The sequence below is a fragment of the Allocoprococcus comes genome, from assembly GCF_013300725.1.
Classification (GTDB): domain Bacteria; phylum Bacillota; class Clostridia; order Lachnospirales; family Lachnospiraceae; genus Allocoprococcus; species Allocoprococcus comes_A.
The window spans coordinates 40,647-59,204 of record NZ_JAAIMM010000023.1 but is presented as its reverse complement, the minus strand read 5'-3'; the positions used below and the strand labels follow the sequence as shown (position 1 = coordinate 59,204).

The window sequence follows — 18,558 nt, the reverse complement described above, 5'->3', positions numbered from 1 at the left end:
ACATAGTATAACATGAGGAGTAAAAACGCGCAACGGAAAATCGAACATATTTTCGTTTTCTTATATACCGATTATGGCATTAATATCAAAGGCAGGAAGATTATTATATGATTTTTAAGGTGCAAACATGCACAATCTTGCGCTTTCATCTCGGTAATTGAATTGCCGAGGATTCCCGCTTATTGTCCTAAAACTACAAAAGGAACAACCGCCCACAAGGGGTTGACCTCGTTAAAATGGTTATAGAATTACCACCCTAACTCGCCAAAGTTCCGGGGCGGTTTTTCTATGCTTTAAAACATTATCTGATAAACGTCAAAACGAATGTCAGTAATGCAAGCTTGTATAAATTCTTTTTGTATATTATTACATACTTTTCCTTACACTTCCGTAAGCTCCCCGGTTTCCGAATCCATAATGAATCCCTTGATCTCAATATCCTTCGGCATCAGCGGATGTGTCTTCAGTGTATGCACAGTCTCTTCTACCGACTTCTCCACAGATTCAAATCCACCCAGCCATTTTTCCAGATCAATTCCACTGTGTCTCACGATATCGATATGTTCTTTGTCGATTCCGCGCTCTACCAGTTCTTCTAACAGCTCACTTCCATCCATTCCCTGTACACCGCAGTCAGTATGTCCGATGACCATAACCTGCTCCACGCCAAGCTCCAGGATAGCAACCAGAAGGCTTCTGACCACACTTCCGTATGGATGAGTAATGACTCCGCCTGCATTCTTGATGATCTTCGCATCTCCGTTTTTCAGTCCCAGCGCTGCCGGAAGAAGCTCTGTCAGACGGGTATCCATACAGGTCAGCACGGCAAGTTTCTTGTTCGGGTACTTGCTGGTCAGGTATGGCTCATAACCTTTATTTTCCACGAATTTCTTATTATACTCTACAATCTGTTCTATCATCCTGTGTAACCTCCCATTTGATTTTCACAACGATATTTCATAAAACAGATTATAGACTTTTTTTCTCAGAAAGAGCAAGGATTCTTAATGAATTTTAATGATGTTCTTTTTTCCAGTACCGGAAAAATGCATCCTCCTGCTCCGAACGGATTCCATACTTTCTTCTCGCAATGTAGAATTTGGAATTCCACCCTGAAGACTTCACCGGAATCGTCACCACATTGTGCAGCCGCACGATATCCATATACGGCAATACGGAAATCCCGAATCCATTCTCCACAAGTCCTGTGATAACTTCAATCTCTTCCGCAGCACACACCGGTTTTACCTTAATTCCTTCTTCTGCAAAAATCTGCTCCTGCAGAGTACGGAAACCGCTGGTCTTGGAAAACATGATCTGTGGGTATCCGGCTGTCTCTTTCAGACTGATCCGTTCTCTATTTTCAAGCGGATGCCCCTTCGGAACCACTACCGCGATATACGAATCCCGAATCGGATAATATTCGATTTCATCCGATTTCAGAAGATCCGAACAGAAGCCGATATCATATTTTCCATCCAAAAGTCCTTCTGCGATCTCCGGTGTCATCCGGTTGTAAATGATAAACGGAAATGTTGCCCCAAACTCTTTCAGCATATGTGGAATCGTCCCCGGTGCCAGAGGATACACACTGCCGATCCGCACCGTTTTCTCCTCCGTCCGAAGTCCTGCCGCCCGCTCTTCCAGACGAAGATACGCTCCCAGAATTTCATCCACATCCTTCATCAGTTCTTTGCCGTAGCGGCTGAGGCTCACATTCCGCCCTTCCTTCTGAAAAAGCGGAACCCCATACTCTTCTTCTAACGATTTGATTGCATGGCTGAGCCCCGGCTGTGAAATATTCAGCGCCTTTGCCGCCTTTCCGTAATGCTGGATTTTTGCCAGCTCTGAAAAATATTTTAAATATTCAATATTCATTTTTATCCTCTAATTTTCTACTTCAAAACATAATGCCAGAAATGTTTTTTTCACTGGATTACTCTGTATCTATACAATTTCTACAATCCAATCCACAAACACCTTATTTTTCAAAAGCAATTCTTTACTTTTTATCATCTTACCACATTCCATTCAGTTTTAGAATCATTTCATTCGAAATAATCATTTGTTTTTATCAGTTTTATTCATTATAATGAGAGACAGCTTAAATATAAAATTTTTGTAAATTATTATCTATCAGGAAAGAAGGATTTTTAACCTATGAATAAGAAAAAATTTCATCTTGCCGGAGAAGTCGCTCTACTCATTGTCCTGCTGATCAATTCACTCGGCGTGGATCTGATGTCAAAAAGCGGATTCGGGATCTCAACAATCTCCTCTGTACCGCTTGTATTTAACATCGCCTTCCCGGTATTCAGTTTCGGAACATGGAATTATATTTTCCAGACACTGCTTGTCATTACACTGATGATCCTCAAGCGTTCATTCTGCCCCGGCTACCTTTTCTCTTTCGTAGTCGGGATCGGATTCGGAAAAATGATCGACGTACACAACGCATGGATCCAGGCTCTGCCGAACTCCCTGCCTCTTCACACGATTTATTTTCTGGCAGGATTCTTACTGATGTGCTTCGGCATCTGCCTTGCCAACAACTGTATGCTGCCGATCATTCCAACGGATATCTTTCCGCGTGACTTATCAGGGATTGTAAAGAAAAATTACAAAGTCATCAAGACAACCTTTGATCTCAGCTGTCTGACAACCACCGTGATCCTCTCCCTTGCAATCCTCCATGGATTCTATGGAATCGGAATCGGCACTGTCTTCTGTGCATTTCTGACCGGGAAAACAGTATCTGTCATCCAGAAGTTCATCGGAAGCCATGTGGAATTTTACCGTGCAACCGGGAAAAAGAAAATTACTCTTGAAAAGAATATGAGACATGCATAAAAAGAGTTCAGTTTTGATCCATTCCTGTCAGACAGGGCGTATCAAAACTGAACTCTACTTTTTTATTCTACTTTCCATTCTGTCTGATCAAATATGTGAAGATGAAATGCTTCTGAAATATAGCCTAATAATTCACAGCCTGCAATACAGTTCCCTTTTTCATCTAATGACGGTCCATAAATTCCAATGCCCATTTTCTTTTGCGCTACACTAAGCAGACCTCCACCAACTCCACTCTTTGTAGGAATCCCTGTCTTTAACGCAAATTCGCCGGATCCGTCATACATCCCGCAAGTAAGCATGATCGTCTGTACCATCCTGACGGTCTGTGATGAGATCAGACGTTTTCCGGTAGACAACTGTATTCCATCATTTGCAAGAAGCAGCCCAAATGTCGCAAGATTTCTTGCCGTAACAGACATTGCACACATCTGTGTATAAAATGTGACACTCTCTTCCACATCATTGTCAATAATCTGCTTGCTTTTCAAAAGGTATGCAATTGCTTTACTTGCAACCGTGATCGCCCCCGAATTTATCATCGGATTAAACGGCCGGTTACTCCTGTTATCCAGCTCCACCAGTGAATTAAATGCTTCTCCCGATGGTTCCACTCCTACATGATCAAACACGAATCCTGCTCCAAACGTTTCCAGCGCCAGACATAATGCCATAACCTTGGCAATCGACTGAATCGTAAATCTGTCTTCTGTATTTCCAACTTCAAACCGGTCACCATCAATGGTATAAAGACAGATCCCAAGCTTATTTTTATCTTTCTTAGCCAGTTCCGGAATATACGCTGCTACTTTCCCATACCGGGTTACACCTTTACCTATACGAAGGGCATTATCCAGTATTGTCATAACCTCTCCTGCTTTCATTTTCTTCTCCTTCTTCTTTTATTTTCCCCGATTTAAGTACCATGACCTATCATTACCATACCTTATTTTCATCATTTCGACAACTACTCTTTTTTGATTCTGTAACCAGTCTTCTTTTCCCAACTTCTCCTGTTACATTGACAAACCTTTTTCCTATCCCGTATACTAGAAACAGATTATATCCTGCAAGGAGGCTTAACTATTATGATTATTAAAAACGGACTTGTTATCGATCCTGCTTCCGGTTTTTCCGAAAAAATGGATCTTTTGATCGAAGATGGCATCATCAAAGAAATGGCAACTCAGATTGCAAAAGAAGGAGAGGATGTTCTTGACGCCACCGGATTTGTCGTTGCACCGGGACTTATCGACACGCATGTCCATTTCCGTGATCCCGGATTCACTTATAAAGAAACGATCCACACCGGCGCGCTTGCCTCTGCAAAAGGCGGTTTTACTTCTGTCATCTGCATGGCAAATACTTCCCCGACGGTAGATTCTGTTCCGGTTCTCAGAGACAACCTGGAGCGTGCTTCCAAAGAAAAGATCCGTATCTTTCAGGCTGCATCCATTTCCTGCAATCTGAAAGGCCAGGAAGAAACCGATATGGATGCATTAAAAGAAGCCGGTGCATGCGGATTTACCGATGACGGAATCCCGCTTATGAACGCCGAATTTTGCTATCACGCAATGGAAAAAGCGGCAAAGCTTAACGTACCGGTCAGCCTTCACGAAGAAGATCCTTCCTTCATCCGCAACAACGGAATCAGTCATGGAAAAGTATCAGATGCCCTCGGCATCTACGGTTCTCCTTCGATTGCTGAAGAATCTCTGGTTGCAAGAGACTGCCTGCTGGCACTCAAATCCGGTGCCGATGTTGTGATCCAGCATATCAGCTCCGGCATCTCCGTTGATCTGGTCCGTACTTATAAAAAAATGGGCGCAAAGCTTCACGCTGAAGCCACACCGCATCATTTTACACTGACGGAAGATGCCGTTCTTAAGCACGGCACCCTTGCCAAAATGAACCCGCCGCTTCGTACCGAACAGGATCGCCAGGCGATCATCCGGGGACTTGCAGACGGAACCATCGATCTCATTGCTACCGACCATGCACCACACAGTAAAGAAGAAAAAGAAAAGCCGATCACCGAAGCACCAAGTGGAATCATTGGTCTGGAAACCTCTCTTGCGCTCGGTATCACCAGCCTTGTAAGACCCGGACATTTATCCCTCCTCCAGCTTTTGGAAAAGATGACCATCAATCCGGCAAAACTTTATCATCTTCCTTACGGACAGATTGCTGCAGGAAAGGCAGCCGACCTTGTGATCTTCGATGAAAATGAATACTGGACTCCGACTGAATATGCATCCCTTTCATCCAACTCACCATTTACCGGAACTCCTTTGTATGGCAAAGTGAAATATACAATCTGTAATGGAAAAATCGTTTATCATGATTAAAAAAATCCACGGACTTTGAATCTTCTAAAGTCCGTGGATTTTTCCATCTTCTTATTTTTCTTCCAACATAAAGTATTTCATACTGGTTCCGCTTTCCGCGACATCCGCAAGGTTGATACAGCTGTTTCCCATACGGTCGATCAGATGCAGGATATTGGTAAACGGTGCGGTAAGGCTCGCCTTACATTTTCCTTTATTGACACGCTCAATATGCGCTTTCCGCATCTTGATATCCAGATCCAGAAGCTTATCCTTTCGCTTCATCATCTTGCCTGGTTCGATACCATCATCTCCCTGCAGTGCCTTCAGAGAATCACAGAACATCTTATTCAGAACCTTCAGACTCTTCTGCAGCTCATCCATCGCTTCCGGTGTATATTTATACTTCCGGTCTGATCTTTCCAGCATACATTCTGCCATTTCCACACTTAAGGTTCCCATACGTTCCACATCACTGAGCACACACATAAGGCTCGCCGTCTGCGCTGCCTGCTGCTCGGTCAATGAACCCGAAGAAAACAAAGCTGCAAGATATTCGGTAATACATTTTCCAAGGCGTTCAACCTGTTCTCCATTTTCTTTCAGATCGTCAATGGATTTCACTTCTTCATTTTTCACAAGCTCAATCGTTTTCTTCAGAATATCTCTTACCTGGTCACTCATACGGAAAATCTCTTTTGCCACAAGCTGCAGCGCTGCTGCCGGCTGACTGATGATATTTTCATCCAGATAAATCGGGCTGCCTGGATCTTCGACACCTTTTTTGCCATCCGGGAGCAGTGTCATGACAATCTTCACCATCAGTTTAATCAGGCATACCCAGATCAGTGTCATTGTGATGTTAAATACAGTATGTGCATTTGCAATCTGTCTGGAAATCACTTCAATCTCCGGGCCTTTCGGCGAAATGCTCTGGATCAGTGCCGCAAATGGTTTTACGAACCAGATAAATAAAAAGCAACCGGAAATGTTAAAAATACAATGTGCCACAGCGGTTCTCTTCGCATCTTTTGACTGTCCGATACTGGCAAGGAGTGCTGTGATCGTTGTACCGATATTATCACCTAAAAGGATCGGGATTGCTCCTGCAAGCCCAAGTATACTCGTAACCCCGTCCGGTCCCGGCTGGGAAGCGAAGTTCTGCAGTACCGCAATGGTCGCACTACTGCTCTGTACAACCAGCGTCATAAGTGTACCAACTGCCACACCAAGTACCGGAATATGTGCTACACGTCCGATCAGGTCTGTGAATACCGGACTGGATGCCAGCGGTTTCATAACATCTCCCATCGTCTCAATCCCCAGGAACAGAAGACCAAATGCAAAGATTGTCTGACCAATGCTTTTTACCTTCTCTGATTTTGTCACAAATGAAATCAGGAAACCGATAAAAATAATTACATAAATATAATCACTGATCTTAAATGCAATGATCTGTGCTGTCATGGTTGTACCAATATTTGCACCAAAAATGATGGAAATTGCCTGTGGCAGGTTCATCAGTCCCGCACTTACAAAACCGATTGCCATAACCGTTGTCGCACTACTGCTCTGCAATACCGCTGTTGTCAGCGCACCGGCAAGCACACCCAGAAGCGGATTCTTTGTGAGAAGTGCCAGAATGCTCTTCATCTTATCGCCTGCTGCCTTCTGCAGACATTCACTCATCATGTTCATTCCATAGATAAATACTGCCAGACCGCCAAGCAGTCCGAAAATGATCTGAATTTTCTCGTTCATGTTAATTCCTCTCTCAATTTACCCTGTGTTTGTTAACATCTTTTAAACTTACTTCTTACAATGATGCCTTCCCTTCCAGCTCATTTTCCATTTTATCTGTGATCTATGCAATCCCAATCAAATCTATGTTAAGTTTAGGTTAAATTTTCTTTCTTCTATCATTTTTTCTTTCCCATGATCATAGTTATGCAAAATCGCATTAAGAAAGATTGTGCCTCGGTACATTCTCGCGCCGAGTTCGGTCGCTTGCGACATTCTTCATCTTCGTGCGATTGCGCATCTCTGGCACGCAGTGCCTTTTGTTTCATAGGAAGTTCCTTTGGAATTTCCTATGAAATAAAAAGAGAGTTACCCTCTTACAAATCTTCAAATTTGCAAAAGAATAACTCTCCTGTTTTGCCCATAGATCTATGCCATTCCAAGCACACCATACCCCACCATTCCAAGCACTGCCGCAAGTGTGATCACCTTCGGTACCGACCAGTTCCGCTTCAAGATCAGATAAAACATCACAATTCCGATCCCGCATCCAAACCAGTCAATCCGCGCATTCGGGAAATAATTTTCCTGCATCAGATTCAGGATCACCGCAAGAATCATCGCGATACAGATTGGCTTGATCACATCCAGCATACAGCTCATAATGTCATTCCCACGGAACTTTGCAAAACACACCGCCACACCAAGCGTCAGCGTATACGCAGGCATCAGCACACCCATAACAGACGCAATTCCGCCAAGCACACCTGCCGTCTGCATCCCGGCAAAGGTTGCGCAGTTGATTCCAAGTGGTCCCGGTGTCATTTCCGCAATGGCGATCAGGTTGGTCAGATCCTCCGCCGTCATCCACTGGTTCACTTTCATCTCCTGCATGATAACCGGGATCATCGACATCCCGCCAAAGCTGGTAAACCCAATTTTCATAAATGCCGCAAACAGTCTGAGATAAATCATGCCATCTGTCCTCCCTTCGCCTTTTTCACCGCTCTTACCGAAAGTGCCAATATGATTCCAGCCACGATCATCAGCACATTACTGATGTCCGTGAAGACACACAGCACCAATGCCACCGCACAGATTGGAACTGCCATCTTCTTTCGGAATGCTTCCTTTCCAAGGGACAATGCCGCACTTCCCATGATCGGGACCACCGCGCAACGGATTCCCCGAAGGGCTGCATAGCACCAGACATTGCTTTTCAGCACCTTGTAAAATGCAGTCACAAACGACAGGATCAGCACCGCCGGACAGGTCATTCCAAGTACCGCACAGACTCCACCGAACCAGCCGCCTACATAATAACCGAACAGCATACTGATATTGGTGATCATAATTCCGGGAACTGACTTTCCAACCGCAACCATATCCAGCAGTTCTTCCTTTGTGATCAATTTCTTTTTATCGACAAACTCCTGCTCCATCTGCGCCAGAATGCTCCATCCTCCGCCAAATGTAAAGCAGCCTATCTTAAAGAAAAACGCAAACAGCATCAGTCCATTTTTTATTTTCTCTTTTTTCATCCGTTCCTCCTCCTGCCCTTTACTTTATCATCTCTATTGACATTTGTGAAATATATGTTTTATTATTAAAAATATAGTTTTAACCTATAGAGGAGTTTTATGAACTGGAATCAGCTGCAATATGTCATCACCATTGCCGAAGAAAAAAGTATCACCAAAGCGGCTCAGAAGCTTTATATCTCACAGCCATCCCTTTCCTTAAGCATTCAGGCTCTGGAAAAGGAAACCGGAGTCCCTCTTTTTGAGAGGAGCCGTGGCGAGATGAAGCTTACCTATGCCGGCTCCCTGTTCTACGAATGGGCGGTTTCTACCCTTCATTCTCATACCCAGCTGGAGTGGAAGCTTGGCGATATTGCCTCCGGTTCACGAAAACTGATCCGTCTGGGTCTCAGTCCCCACCGGAGTGAGCGGCTTCTCGTGCCGGTTCTGGAGCGCTTTTATTCCATGTATGAGAACTGTGATATTCAGATCATTGAACAGCCAACTTATATCCTGCGACAAATGCTGGAAGCAGATCAGCTGGATCTGATCCTGGATATCTCCAGCCCGGATACGATTAACTTTGAAAGCGAGCTGCTGGTGAAGGAAAGTTTTGTCCTGGCAATCCCGGATTCGCTGTGTCCATTTTCTGATCCGCCAGCGCACCTGTCTTCTTCTGCTACTCTGGTTTCAGACAGCCAGGCAGAATCTGTATCCGAGACCAGTAACCGGAATTTTTTCAGAAACATTGTGAAATCCAAAAAAGAGGATGGCATTTCTGCCACTCCTCAGATTCATCTTCCTGCGCTATCTGCAGTTCCATTTATTCTGCTTTCAGAGGATCACGATCTCGGAAAGATCAGCCGCAAGATCTGCGAGACTGCCGCTTTCCATCCGAATATACGCTGCATCTGCACCAGCAGTAATACTGCCTTTTCTCTTGCAAGACGCGGAATGGGGATTGCCTTTTTTCCTGAAATTTATGCACGGACTACTTCCTTTCCGGACATTCATTTCTTTACCCCGGATCACTTTCATGACACCAGGGACATCTGTGCCGTCTACCGGAAAAACATTTATCATCATGCACAGTTTCAGGCGCTTCTTGCTCTCCTCCGCGAAATCGTCCCGGCAATCTACAGGGCAGCTTAGTCTGCCCTGATCCGCACCTTAATTCTCTTCTTTTCTGCCCCTTACTCTACATTTTTCAGTGCCTCACCCATCGGCACATGTTTAATCCTTCGATATTCTAAAATTGCCACAACTGCATAGGTTCCGATTCCGATCAGGAACATTTCCACATAGATCTTCGGATCGATCCAAAGTGCGATCCAGCCGGAAATACTGGTCAGCATCATTTCCCGGAACAGCACATTCATAACTGCTTTCTCAATCGGCAGGCTGAGAAGCAGACAGATGATCACCACGATCGTTGTCGACCAGATATAAAGCCTGCTGATCTCTCCATTGGTATATCCCAGGATCTTCGTCATGGAAATAGCCTGTGCATTTTTCTCAATAATGATCTTGGATAACAGATAGATCACAACCATATAAATACCGATTGCAAAAGCATTGACCATCCCCATCATATTTCCCATAGATACATCCAGCTGTCTCGAAATCTTTGTCAGTGCTTCCAGATCAAGCACCGAACCGATGTATTTCCCGTCAATATCCTTGATCTTCGAATTGGAAAAATATCCACTGAAATAATCGTTTCCCAGATCAAAGGTATCATTCAACTGCTCCTGTGGCATAAAGACACAGATTCCACCGCTGTATTTGTAGATTCCTTTAACCTCGAATGTATACTTTGTCTTTTCATATTTTTCTTTCAACGTGATCGAGTCTCCCGACTTCAACAGAAACTTCTCTGCATAGGCACTGGAAATATAGACACCGTCACCGTCCTCCAGATCTGCATCGATATATTTACTGTCCGGTTTGATTCCATACAGGATCACTTCATCTGTCTTATATTTGCTTGGCAATGTTTCCAATGAGTAAGCGCTGAACGCTTCCGCATCTTCATTTTCCGTCTTTGTTCCATAAGAGAACTGTAAAAGCTCCAGCATACTGTCCAGTTTGTTTCCGCTCATCGCACTTACCGGAACCTCCAGCATATACTGGTATTTTGCAAGCATATTGCTCTGGATATCCTGCTGATAATGCGAAAGTACTGACGGCAGCAAAAGTCCAAAGAACAAAAGCAGATTCGCAAATATAATTCCAATAAAAAGTACGATGTAATTGCTCATATTCTGGAAAATCACACGCAGTCGGAACCGATGGAAGATTCCAAGCTTCGGACTTAGCCGGACTGCTCTTTTCCGCCTGCTTCCAGAAAGATCTCTTCTCAGGAATTTCAGCGGTGAAAGCCTCAGCTTGTAGCGAAGGATTCCATAGTTGACTACCAGCATGATCAGCACCGGAACCACCGTTGTCATCCAGAAAGCATCTGCATTCCACACCGTCACATAGGTCGGCAGACTATAGCTTCCATAGTACATCCCCGCACATACATTTTTCAGTGCTGTATAACCCAGAATATTTCCGATCACCGCACCGATCAGCGTAACGATCACCGGAAGTGCCATGTAATGTCCGATCAGTTCTTTTCTTGTATAACCGGAAGCCCGCAGAGTTCCGATCACGCCTGCTTCTTTCCGGATCGTATTGCTGATCGTAATTCCAAATACAAACGCAATGATCACAATGATCATATAGAGGAGCATTGTCATCATGGCACGGTCACTCCCCATATCATCACCGGTAAATGTAATTGCCTGGTTCAGATACTGTGGCACAAAAGACTCCAAAGTGACTTCTTCCCCTAGTGCTTCCATCAGATCTTCCGACATCTTTTTTTCCTGTTTTTCATTTTTCGGTGCTTTGTCATACACCCAGGAATAGCTGTACTGAAGCTTCTTCTGATCCAGGGATTCAAACTCTTCCGGCGTAACAATCGATACTCCAAATTTGACTGCATCAAACATACTGTCATTGTTGTTCTGAAACAGACAGCTATAATCAGAAAGTGCTACAAATCCAGTTACTTTCCATTCTTTTGAGCCACTTTTCAGTGTATCTCCAACAGAAATGCCGTTGTTATCCGCATACATACGGTCAATAGCCATCTCTCCGGCTTTTTCAGGAAGCTTTCCTTCCATCAGGCACACCAGGTTGACCTCTTCCCGGTTTTTGAAAATACGCATGGTACTTCCATTGTCCAGGGCCTCTTCCAGATAAAAATTCTCATACAGTGTTACACCATTTTTCTCAATGTTCTCCCTCTGTGACTTCGTGATTTTCTTCTTTACCCGGAAATTTCCATCTTCGATTTTGTACTTTTCAAAGCCTTCATTATATGCTTTCAGCATACTTCCATCTGCAACCAGAAAACCAGATACAAATCCGATCGTTGCGATCATAAGAATCAGCACCACCAGATATTTTCCAATCTCACTTTTCAATTCCCGTGGAAGTCTTTTTCTTAAAGGACTCTTCATAACACGCGTCCTCCTTACCATTCCAGCTCACTTGCTGATAGCTTGTGTTCATTACAATAATTCTTGCGGATCATACCGTCACGCAGCTTTACTACCCGGTCCGCCATATCCTTGATCGCATCATTATGTGTAACCATCACGATCGTATTTCCATATTTCTGGTTGACGGTCTCGATCAGCTTCAGGATTTCCTTAGAAGTATTATAATCCAACGCACCTGTCGGTTCATCACAGAGCAGAATATCCGGATTTTTCACGATTGCACGCCCGATTGCTGTCCTCTGCTGCTGTCCTCCGGAAAGCTGGTTTGGCAGCTTGTTCTGATGCTCATAAATTCCCAGTGTGTGCATCAGCTCATCCACATCCAGCGGACGGTCACTCAAATAAGCACCAACCTCAATATTTTCCCTGAGGGTCAGGTTCGGAATCAGATTGTACATCTGGAAAATGTAACCCAAATGCTTTCTCCGGTACAATGACAGCTTCTTCTCTGTCATATCCTCCAGCTGTTCTCCGTCAATCGTAATACTTCCTTCATCTGCCCCGTCAATGCCGCCTATAATATTCAGAAGAGTCGATTTTCCGGAACCGGATGGTCCCAGAAGCACACAAAATTCTCCTCTTTCAATTTCCAGATCAAGTCCTTTCAGAACATTTACCCGGCTGTCGCCTGTTCCAAACGATTTTTTGATCCCTTTAATCTCTAAAAACATTCCTCTACTCCTTCCTTTAGTTACTTGCATCGTAGTAATGTTATATTTCATACACTTATGTTAGTTTAGCTTACTTTTTTGTCAATATTTTAATTGGTATTTTTTCAAAAAGATATTGACAAATGGAAGGAAAATTTTTAAAATAATTATCTGTGTAATTTTATACCAAAATCTTTGTGGATTTTTCTGGATATCAAAATAGATGTCTACTTTTCGCCACATAACTTGTTGCAGACAGCGGCAGTTATGTGGCTTTTTATGTATCGGGTTTCTGCCCTTTTTTACAGATTTTGTACCTTATGCTTTATATTTATCAGGAGGAATGTTTATGAACCAGACTTTCATGAAAGAAAAACCGATTCTGCCGCTTCTGCTTTCCATGGCTCTGCCAATGGTGATCTCAATGATGGTCAACTCTCTTTATAATATTGTTGACAGCTATTTTGTCGCAAGAATCAGCGAAGAAGCCATGACTGCGCTGTCTTTGGTCTACCCGATCCAGAATTTTATCACCTCGGTCGGTGTCGGCTTCGGAATTGGGATTAATGCTGCCATTGCCTTTTTCCTTGGCGCCCAGGATCAGAAAAAAGCGGATGCAGCTGCCACACAGGGACTTTTTCTCTCTGTCATCCACGGTATCGTTCTTACCGTAGTCACAATTGCCGTAATGCCGCTATTTTTACAGATTTTTACAAAAAACGTGACCGTTATTCAGATGGGAAATGCCTACTCCCAGATCGCATTTGGATTTTCCATTGTAATCTCTCTTGAAATTACCTGGGAAAAAATTTTCCAGGCAGTCGGACGGATGCGCGTGTCCATGATCTGCATGATGAGCGGATGTATTTTCAATATCGTACTGGATCCACTTCTGATCTTCGGAATCGGACCGTTCCCGAAAATGGGAATTGAAGGGGCCGCACTTGCAACCGGTCTTGGTCAGGTTGTCACACTGGTACTGTACCTTGCCTTTTATTTTACCAGACCTCTTCCGGTGAAGATTCATAGAAGCTGCCACGTAGACCGTGCCATGGCCGGACGGCTTTACGCGGTTGGAATCCCTGCCACTTTGAATATGGCACTTCCATCCCTGCTTATCACCACACTGAATGGGATCCTTGCCGCCTACTCCCAGGTCTACGTGGTGGTGCTCGGAATCTATTACAAGCTTCAGACCTTCCTGTATCTTCCGGCAAACGGGATTATTCAGGGAATGCGTCCGCTGATCGGATACAACTACGGAGCCGGAGAAACAAAACGTGTCCATAAGCTGTTTGCCGATACCCTTTACCTGAGTCTTGGGATCATGCTCTTTGGCACAATCTTCTGCCAGCTTTTCCCGGATTCACTGATCGCACTGTTCAGTTCCAATCCGGAAACTATTCAGGCAGGAGGAATTGCACTTCGGATCATCAGCCTGGGATTTTTAGTTTCTTCCGTGTCCATCACCAGCTCCGGTGCGCTGGAGGGTCTTGGAAAAGGAAGACCTTCCCTTGTCATCTCACTGTGCCGATTTACTGTCATTATTATTCCGGCAGCCTTTATCTTAAGCCGCTTTTTGGGAGCTTCCGGCGTCTGGTATGCCTTTGGAATCACCGAATTTGCGACCGCAGTGATTGCTTATCTGACTTACCGACGGGCGACTGCGCAACACTAGGAGTATCCTTGCAAAAGAAATTTAGCTGAATTTTCTGTACAATAAAAACCGTAAATCCGAAATTGCAGATAGGTACTTTCTTCCAGTACACACCTGCAAATCCTTCGGATTTACGGTTTTTTATTTTCTCTTTATCTTACTTTTCCAGCTTCGCTCTGCCTTTTTATTCGCAGACTATTCTGCTTCGCCGATAATATGTCTTGCAACATAAACACCACTTGCAGATGCATGGGACAGAGAATGTGTAACTCCACTTCCGTCACCGATCACATACAGTCCCTTGTGGCAGCTTTCCAGATTCTTGTCAATCTCTACTTCCATGTTATAGAATTTTACTTCCACACCATAAAGAAGGGTATCATCATTTGCAGTACCCGGTGCTACTTTGTCAAGCGCATAGATCATCTCAATGATTCCATCCATGATTCGTTTCGGAAGAACAAGACTTAAGTCACCCGGTGTTGCGGATAAGGTTGGTGTTACCAGACCTTCTTCAATACGCTTTTCGGTACTTCTTCTTCCACGTACCAGATCACCAAAACGCTGTACGATCACACCGCCGCCAAGCATGTTGGAGAGTCTTGCGATACTTTCACCATATCCGTTACTGTCCTTAAATGGCTCAGAGAAATGCTTTGCAACCAGAAGGGCAAAGTTGGTGTTATCTGTCTTTTTCTCATTTCCTTCATAGCTGTGTCCGTTTACTGTGATGATTCCGTTGGTATTTTCATTTACCACAATACCGTTCGGGTTCATACAGAAGGTACGCACATTGTCCTCAAATTTTTCTGTACGGTATACGATCTTGCTCTCGTAAAGCTCATCTGTCAGGTGTGAGAAAATAACCGCCGGAAGTTCTACGCGGACACCGATGTCCACACGGTTGGACTTGGTCGGGATTGCAAGATCTTCGCAGACTTTTTCCATCCATTTACTTCCACTTCTTCCAACGGAAACGATACATTTCTCACATTCGTAAGAATTTTTTTCACATACGATACGGTATCCACCGTCGATGATCTCAATCGTCTCAACCGGTGTATCAAAGAAGAAGTCCATCTTATCCTTCATCTGATCGTAGAGATTCTGAAGAACGACGTAATTGATATCTGTTCCCAGATGACGTACAGATGCATCCAGAAGATTCAGCTTGTTCTGAAGACAGAGCTTTTTAAATTTTGTTCCGGCTGTGGAGTACAGTTTTGTACCTTCTCCACCATTTTCCATATTGATCTCATCGACGTACTTCATCAGCTCAACAGCCTGTTTTTTACCGATATACTCAAATAAGGTTCCGCCGAAATCATTGGTGATATTGTATTTTCCATCTGAAAATGCACCGGCTCCGCCAAATCCGCACATGATCGAGCAGCGTTTGCAGTTGATACAGCTCTTTATTTTTTCGCCATCAATCGGACATTTTCTCTTTTCCAGCGGATAACCTTCTTCAAATACTGCAATCTTGCAGTCTGGTTTCTTTTTCATCAACTCATAAGCAGCAAAAATTCCGCCTGGTCCGGCACCGATAATAATTACATCATACTTCATCCGTGTATCTCTCCTTTTATTTGCATGATAAAATATAATTTTCACTAAATTGGCCTGTGTCATAAATATAGACTGTAATATATGTGCAATTCTATACTATGTCACATAATAAAACTGCCGCATATCTGTCTGTATCCAGATGATTCTGCACGGCAGTTGTTCTTCTTTTGCACAACCTTTCATATTTTAAGAGAAATCTTGCATTTCGTCAAGGTGTTTCTTTCTTTTTTATATGAATTTTGCATGAATTTATTTTGTTTTTTTATATAGATTTTGTAATATTTTTCATTATCCAGTTTTTATATTTGCACTGTCAAAAATCTTTCTGTTTCTATATTGCTGTTTCTGCTACCTTTTTTCGTTTTCCGCCGGATTTACAGCTTCACGATGGTCGGCTCATGTCCCATTGCCGGAATAATCTTCTCTACCAAATCTTTTGTCCGAAGTCTGAGACTCGATGTATTGATGCATGGATGGCATCCGATATATTCTCCCTCAAGCACCTCTTCATCGATCAGAAGCCGTACCATCCTGTCCTTATCATTCATAAGACCAAGCACACTTAAAGATCCCGGCGTAATGTCCAGATATTTTTCCATATACTCTGCTTTTGCAAAAGAGAGTCTGGACGAACCGATCTGCGCTGACAAATCTTTTGTCTTAAACACCTTATTTCCCGGAAGCATCAGTAAATAAAACTGTGTCTCCTGTCGGTTGCATAAAAGCAGATTCTTGCAGATCGTCGCCTCCAGCGTCCGGTCGATTTCCTCGCATGCCTCCATTGTCATTGCGGCTTCATGGTCGATTCTCTGGTAAGATACACCTAGTGAATCCAAGAAATCGTACACTCGGATCTCCTTGTCCAGTCTGTCTTGTGTGTTTGTAGGTCTTCCGTTTAGTAATTCCATGTAGTTCTCCTCCGTCCTAGACTTTATTCTTTTTAAACATTTCATTCTCTGCATACTTGTATAGCAAATGTTCATCGCGGTGTAAGATTTTTCCAAACAGCTCTATCTCTTCATCAGAATATCCTTCTCGTTCTGTCCATTTATGATCAGGTAATTCACATCTTGCTGAATCAAATCCGTTTTCTGTTGGACGCTCAAAATTAACTATAATTTTTTTCATTCCATCTTTTTCAATAATCTGAGAGTGAACAATTTCTGTTTCATCTGCAAGTATCATGTACGGATACATCATAACATTCCACCTCGTTCCAACCTGAATTTCCTTCTCCCCCAACAAGCTAATTATATCATAAGTCCTCTTATATCAAATATTTTTCTATCAGATTCTCTATTATCTTTGAATTCAATACATTTTGTTCTGTCTCAAAAGTTATAATCAACCGATCGCCTGGATATATATGATTTATTTGATACAATTCTATTTTTCGCACAGCTGCTCTTGCGTAATCCTGTTTATCCATCATTCCTTCATGTTCCCAATATATTTCCCGGTAAGTCTTTCTTGACAAAAATGTAAAATCCGGATACACGGTACCATACCCTTTCAGATGAAGTGGCTTTTCATATTTGTAAAGAATATTCTTTCTATAAAAATAATCTGCTAATATCTTCTCTGACTTTGATCTGACACGTTCTCCCTTCTCAGTAAGAATTAATGGTGTTCCCTCCTTAAACTCTTTCCCCTGATATTCTTCTTCATACCATTTTGTAAGCAGCTGATCCCATGTTGGTTCTATCGGTGTTACCAGTAATTGTCTTGCTTTATTCATAGACGTATAAATTTTCTCAATCTCATCATATGAATAATTTTTTGTTATTCTCTTTATTTGTTTAAGCCTTGCTTCTCCCTTTTTTACCACTGCCTTATTATAACCTTTTTGCGCCAGGCGCTTTGGCAATTCTTTATTATCTCTTGGAATGTAGACTCCTTTGTTATCATCTATACATTGATAATAGCGCGGCTTATTTTTATCTATTGAAATTCTGAGGTGTCCTTCTGGTACTGTTGTATTCAAATCAGCTTTAGCTTGCGTAACAACTTTCTCCAAATGTTCCTGCATCTGAAGAAGCATGTTTTCTAATTCATACATATATATAAACATTTCTCCTTTGCTTTTCTATTTTTCAAATCCTAATCAATTCATTTCGAGAATTTTCTTGATTTGTTTCGAATTTTGAAAATTATAATCAACTCATTCCTATAATCTTCTTGATTTGTTTCGAGTTTTGTCAATTACAATCAACTCATTTCTATAATCTTCTTGATTTGTTTTGAGTTTTGTCAATTACAATCAACTCATTTCTGTAATCTTCTTGATTTTCTTTGGGTTTTTGAAAATACAATCAATTTATTTACGGCATCTTCTTGATTTATTTTCATTTTTCCGGTATGCAATCAATCTATTTCTGAAATTTTCTTGATTTATTTTCATTTTCAGGAATTATAATCAATCCATTTCTGGAAACTTCTTGATTTATTTTCATTTTTTTGGAATTATAATCAACCTATTTAATTAGACTGTCTTGATTTGTTTTAGCTTGTAATAATTTGCAATCAATTTACTCTTTGCAAAAATGATTTGATAAAAGATTTTTTGATTTGGTGGATTCAGTGTATCATATATATTCTGAAAAGAACAGTATAATTTTCATTTTAATCATAATTTAATATTTCTAATCTATAACTAGATAAAATAAGAGGGCGTGTAAAAAAACTTTCGTT

At 42.5% G+C, this 18,558-nt stretch carries 16 protein-coding genes; 4 read left to right on the top strand and 12 right to left on the bottom strand.

All coding sequences use genetic code 11. The annotated features are described in order from the left end of the window. Window positions 1-380: 380 nt before the first annotated feature. Together G4407_RS12215 and G4407_RS12210 are read right to left on the bottom strand one after the other, a co-directional pair. Window positions 381-920, bottom strand: coding sequence for a beta-class carbonic anhydrase (locus G4407_RS12215; RefSeq protein WP_173689121.1), 540 nt, complete (start codon window positions 918-920; stop codon window positions 381-383). Between the two features lie 94 nt (window positions 921-1,014). Beyond that, a complete protein-coding gene (locus tag G4407_RS12210; RefSeq protein WP_173689120.1) occupies window positions 1,015-1,878 on the bottom strand; it encodes a LysR family transcriptional regulator in 864 nt (287 codons plus the stop codon). 282 nt (window positions 1,879-2,160) lie between these two features. On the opposite strand from G4407_RS12210, the gene G4407_RS12205 reads away from it, so the two are divergent. Beyond that, on the top strand, window positions 2,161-2,850 hold the full coding sequence (locus tag G4407_RS12205; protein WP_173689119.1) for a DUF6198 family protein: 690 nt from the start codon (window positions 2,161-2,163) through the stop codon (window positions 2,848-2,850). 62 nt (window positions 2,851-2,912) lie between these two features. Here the strand turns inward: G4407_RS12205 and G4407_RS12200 are convergent, their stop codons facing one another. Further along, window positions 2,913-3,734: a glutaminase gene (locus G4407_RS12200; protein WP_173689118.1), complete on the bottom strand. Its 822-nt coding sequence runs from the start codon at window positions 3,732-3,734 to the stop codon at window positions 2,913-2,915. A gap of 204 nt (window positions 3,735-3,938) precedes the next feature. Between G4407_RS12200 and G4407_RS12195 the strand changes: the two genes are divergently transcribed. After that, window positions 3,939-5,198 (top strand): dihydroorotase, encoded by a 1,260-nt coding sequence (locus tag G4407_RS12195; protein WP_173689117.1) that lies wholly within the window; start codon window positions 3,939-3,941, stop codon window positions 5,196-5,198. Between the two features lie 51 nt (window positions 5,199-5,249). Here G4407_RS12195 and G4407_RS12190 read toward each other — a convergent pair whose 3' ends face one another. The 3 genes from G4407_RS12190 to G4407_RS12180 form a co-directional block, all read right to left on the bottom strand. Next, window positions 5,250-6,938, bottom strand: a complete 1,689-nt coding sequence (locus tag G4407_RS12190) for a Na/Pi cotransporter family protein (RefSeq protein ID WP_173689116.1) — start codon at window positions 6,936-6,938, stop codon at window positions 5,250-5,252. A gap of 408 nt (window positions 6,939-7,346) precedes the next feature. Then, window positions 7,347-7,892, bottom strand: a complete 546-nt coding sequence (locus tag G4407_RS12185; RefSeq protein WP_173689115.1) for a chromate transporter — start codon at window positions 7,890-7,892, stop codon at window positions 7,347-7,349. Next, on the bottom strand, window positions 7,889-8,458 hold the full coding sequence (locus G4407_RS12180) for a chromate transporter (RefSeq protein WP_173689114.1): 570 nt from the start codon (window positions 8,456-8,458) through the stop codon (window positions 7,889-7,891). The genes G4407_RS12185 and G4407_RS12180 overlap by 4 nt, the downstream gene beginning before the upstream one ends. 99 nt (window positions 8,459-8,557) lie before the next feature. On the opposite strand from G4407_RS12180, the gene G4407_RS12175 reads away from it, so the two are divergent. Continuing rightward, entirely contained in the window at window positions 8,558-9,589 is a 1,032-nt protein-coding gene (locus G4407_RS12175) for a LysR family transcriptional regulator (protein ID WP_173689113.1), read from the top strand. A 41-nt stretch (window positions 9,590-9,630) separates the two neighbouring features. On the opposite strand, the gene G4407_RS12170 is transcribed toward G4407_RS12175, so the two are convergent. Next, window positions 9,631-11,949: an ABC transporter permease gene (locus G4407_RS12170; RefSeq protein WP_173689112.1), complete on the bottom strand. Its 2,319-nt coding sequence runs from the start codon at window positions 11,947-11,949 to the stop codon at window positions 9,631-9,633. 14 nt (window positions 11,950-11,963) lie between these two features. After that, window positions 11,964-12,662 carry an ABC transporter ATP-binding protein gene (locus G4407_RS12165; RefSeq protein WP_055157500.1) on the bottom strand — a complete coding sequence of 233 codons (699 nt, stop codon included), beginning with the start codon at window positions 12,660-12,662 and terminating at the stop codon, window positions 11,964-11,966. A 328-nt stretch (window positions 12,663-12,990) separates the two neighbouring features. On the opposite strand from G4407_RS12165, the gene G4407_RS12160 reads away from it, so the two are divergent. Then, entirely contained in the window at window positions 12,991-14,319 is a 1,329-nt protein-coding gene (locus G4407_RS12160; protein ID WP_173689111.1) for an MATE family efflux transporter, read from the top strand. 174 nt (window positions 14,320-14,493) lie between these two features. Here the strand turns inward: G4407_RS12160 and G4407_RS12155 are convergent, their stop codons facing one another. The 4 genes from G4407_RS12155 to G4407_RS12140 all read right to left on the bottom strand — a co-directional run bounded on the left by G4407_RS12155 (window position 14,494) and on the right by G4407_RS12140 (window position 17,926). After that, entirely contained in the window at window positions 14,494-15,867 is a 1,374-nt protein-coding gene (locus G4407_RS12155) for an NAD(P)/FAD-dependent oxidoreductase (protein ID WP_173689110.1), read from the bottom strand. 374 nt (window positions 15,868-16,241) lie between these two features. Then, window positions 16,242-16,775 (bottom strand): prolyl-tRNA synthetase associated domain-containing protein, encoded by a 534-nt coding sequence (locus G4407_RS12150; protein ID WP_173689109.1) that lies wholly within the window; start codon window positions 16,773-16,775, stop codon window positions 16,242-16,244. Between the two features lie 16 nt (window positions 16,776-16,791). After that, window positions 16,792-17,052: a hypothetical protein gene (locus tag G4407_RS12145; RefSeq protein WP_243259212.1), complete on the bottom strand. Its 261-nt coding sequence runs from the start codon at window positions 17,050-17,052 to the stop codon at window positions 16,792-16,794. 82 nt (window positions 17,053-17,134) lie between these two features. After that, window positions 17,135-17,926, bottom strand: a complete 792-nt coding sequence (locus G4407_RS12140; RefSeq protein WP_173689107.1) for a hypothetical protein — start codon at window positions 17,924-17,926, stop codon at window positions 17,135-17,137. Window positions 17,927-18,558: the final 632 nt, after the last annotated feature.

Excerpts from the sequence above, each read along its gene's own strand:
- G4407_RS12215 (WP_173689121.1), bottom strand. The coding sequence starts at position 920 with ATGATAGAACAGATTGTAGAGTATAATAAGAAATTCGTGGAAAATAAA.
- G4407_RS12210 (WP_173689120.1), bottom strand. The coding sequence starts at position 1,878 with ATGAATATTGAATATTTAAAATATTTTTCAGAGCTGGCAAAAATCCAG.
- G4407_RS12205 (WP_173689119.1), top strand. The coding sequence starts at position 2,161 with ATGAATAAGAAAAAATTTCATCTTGCCGGAGAAGTCGCTCTACTCATT.
- G4407_RS12200 (WP_173689118.1), bottom strand. The coding sequence starts at position 3,734 with ATGAAAGCAGGAGAGGTTATGACAATACTGGATAATGCCCTTCGTATA.
- G4407_RS12195 (WP_173689117.1), top strand. The coding sequence starts at position 3,939 with ATGATTATTAAAAACGGACTTGTTATCGATCCTGCTTCCGGTTTTTCC.
- G4407_RS12190 (WP_173689116.1), bottom strand. The coding sequence starts at position 6,938 with ATGAACGAGAAAATTCAGATCATTTTCGGACTGCTTGGCGGTCTGGCA.
- G4407_RS12185 (WP_173689115.1), bottom strand. The coding sequence starts at position 7,892 with ATGATTTATCTCAGACTGTTTGCGGCATTTATGAAAATTGGGTTTACC.
- G4407_RS12180 (WP_173689114.1), bottom strand. The coding sequence starts at position 8,458 with ATGAAAAAAGAGAAAATAAAAAATGGACTGATGCTGTTTGCGTTTTTC.
- G4407_RS12175 (WP_173689113.1), top strand. The coding sequence starts at position 8,558 with ATGAACTGGAATCAGCTGCAATATGTCATCACCATTGCCGAAGAAAAA.
- G4407_RS12170 (WP_173689112.1), bottom strand. The coding sequence starts at position 11,949 with ATGAAGAGTCCTTTAAGAAAAAGACTTCCACGGGAATTGAAAAGTGAG.
- G4407_RS12165 (WP_055157500.1), bottom strand. The coding sequence starts at position 12,662 with ATGTTTTTAGAGATTAAAGGGATCAAAAAATCGTTTGGAACAGGCGAC.
- G4407_RS12160 (WP_173689111.1), top strand. The coding sequence starts at position 12,991 with ATGAACCAGACTTTCATGAAAGAAAAACCGATTCTGCCGCTTCTGCTT.
- G4407_RS12155 (WP_173689110.1), bottom strand. The coding sequence starts at position 15,867 with ATGAAGTATGATGTAATTATTATCGGTGCCGGACCAGGCGGAATTTTT.
- G4407_RS12150 (WP_173689109.1), bottom strand. The coding sequence starts at position 16,775 with ATGGAATTACTAAACGGAAGACCTACAAACACACAAGACAGACTGGAC.
- G4407_RS12145 (WP_243259212.1), bottom strand. The coding sequence starts at position 17,052 with ATGATACTTGCAGATGAAACAGAAATTGTTCACTCTCAGATTATTGAA.
- G4407_RS12140 (WP_173689107.1), bottom strand. The coding sequence starts at position 17,926 with ATGTATGAATTAGAAAACATGCTTCTTCAGATGCAGGAACATTTGGAG.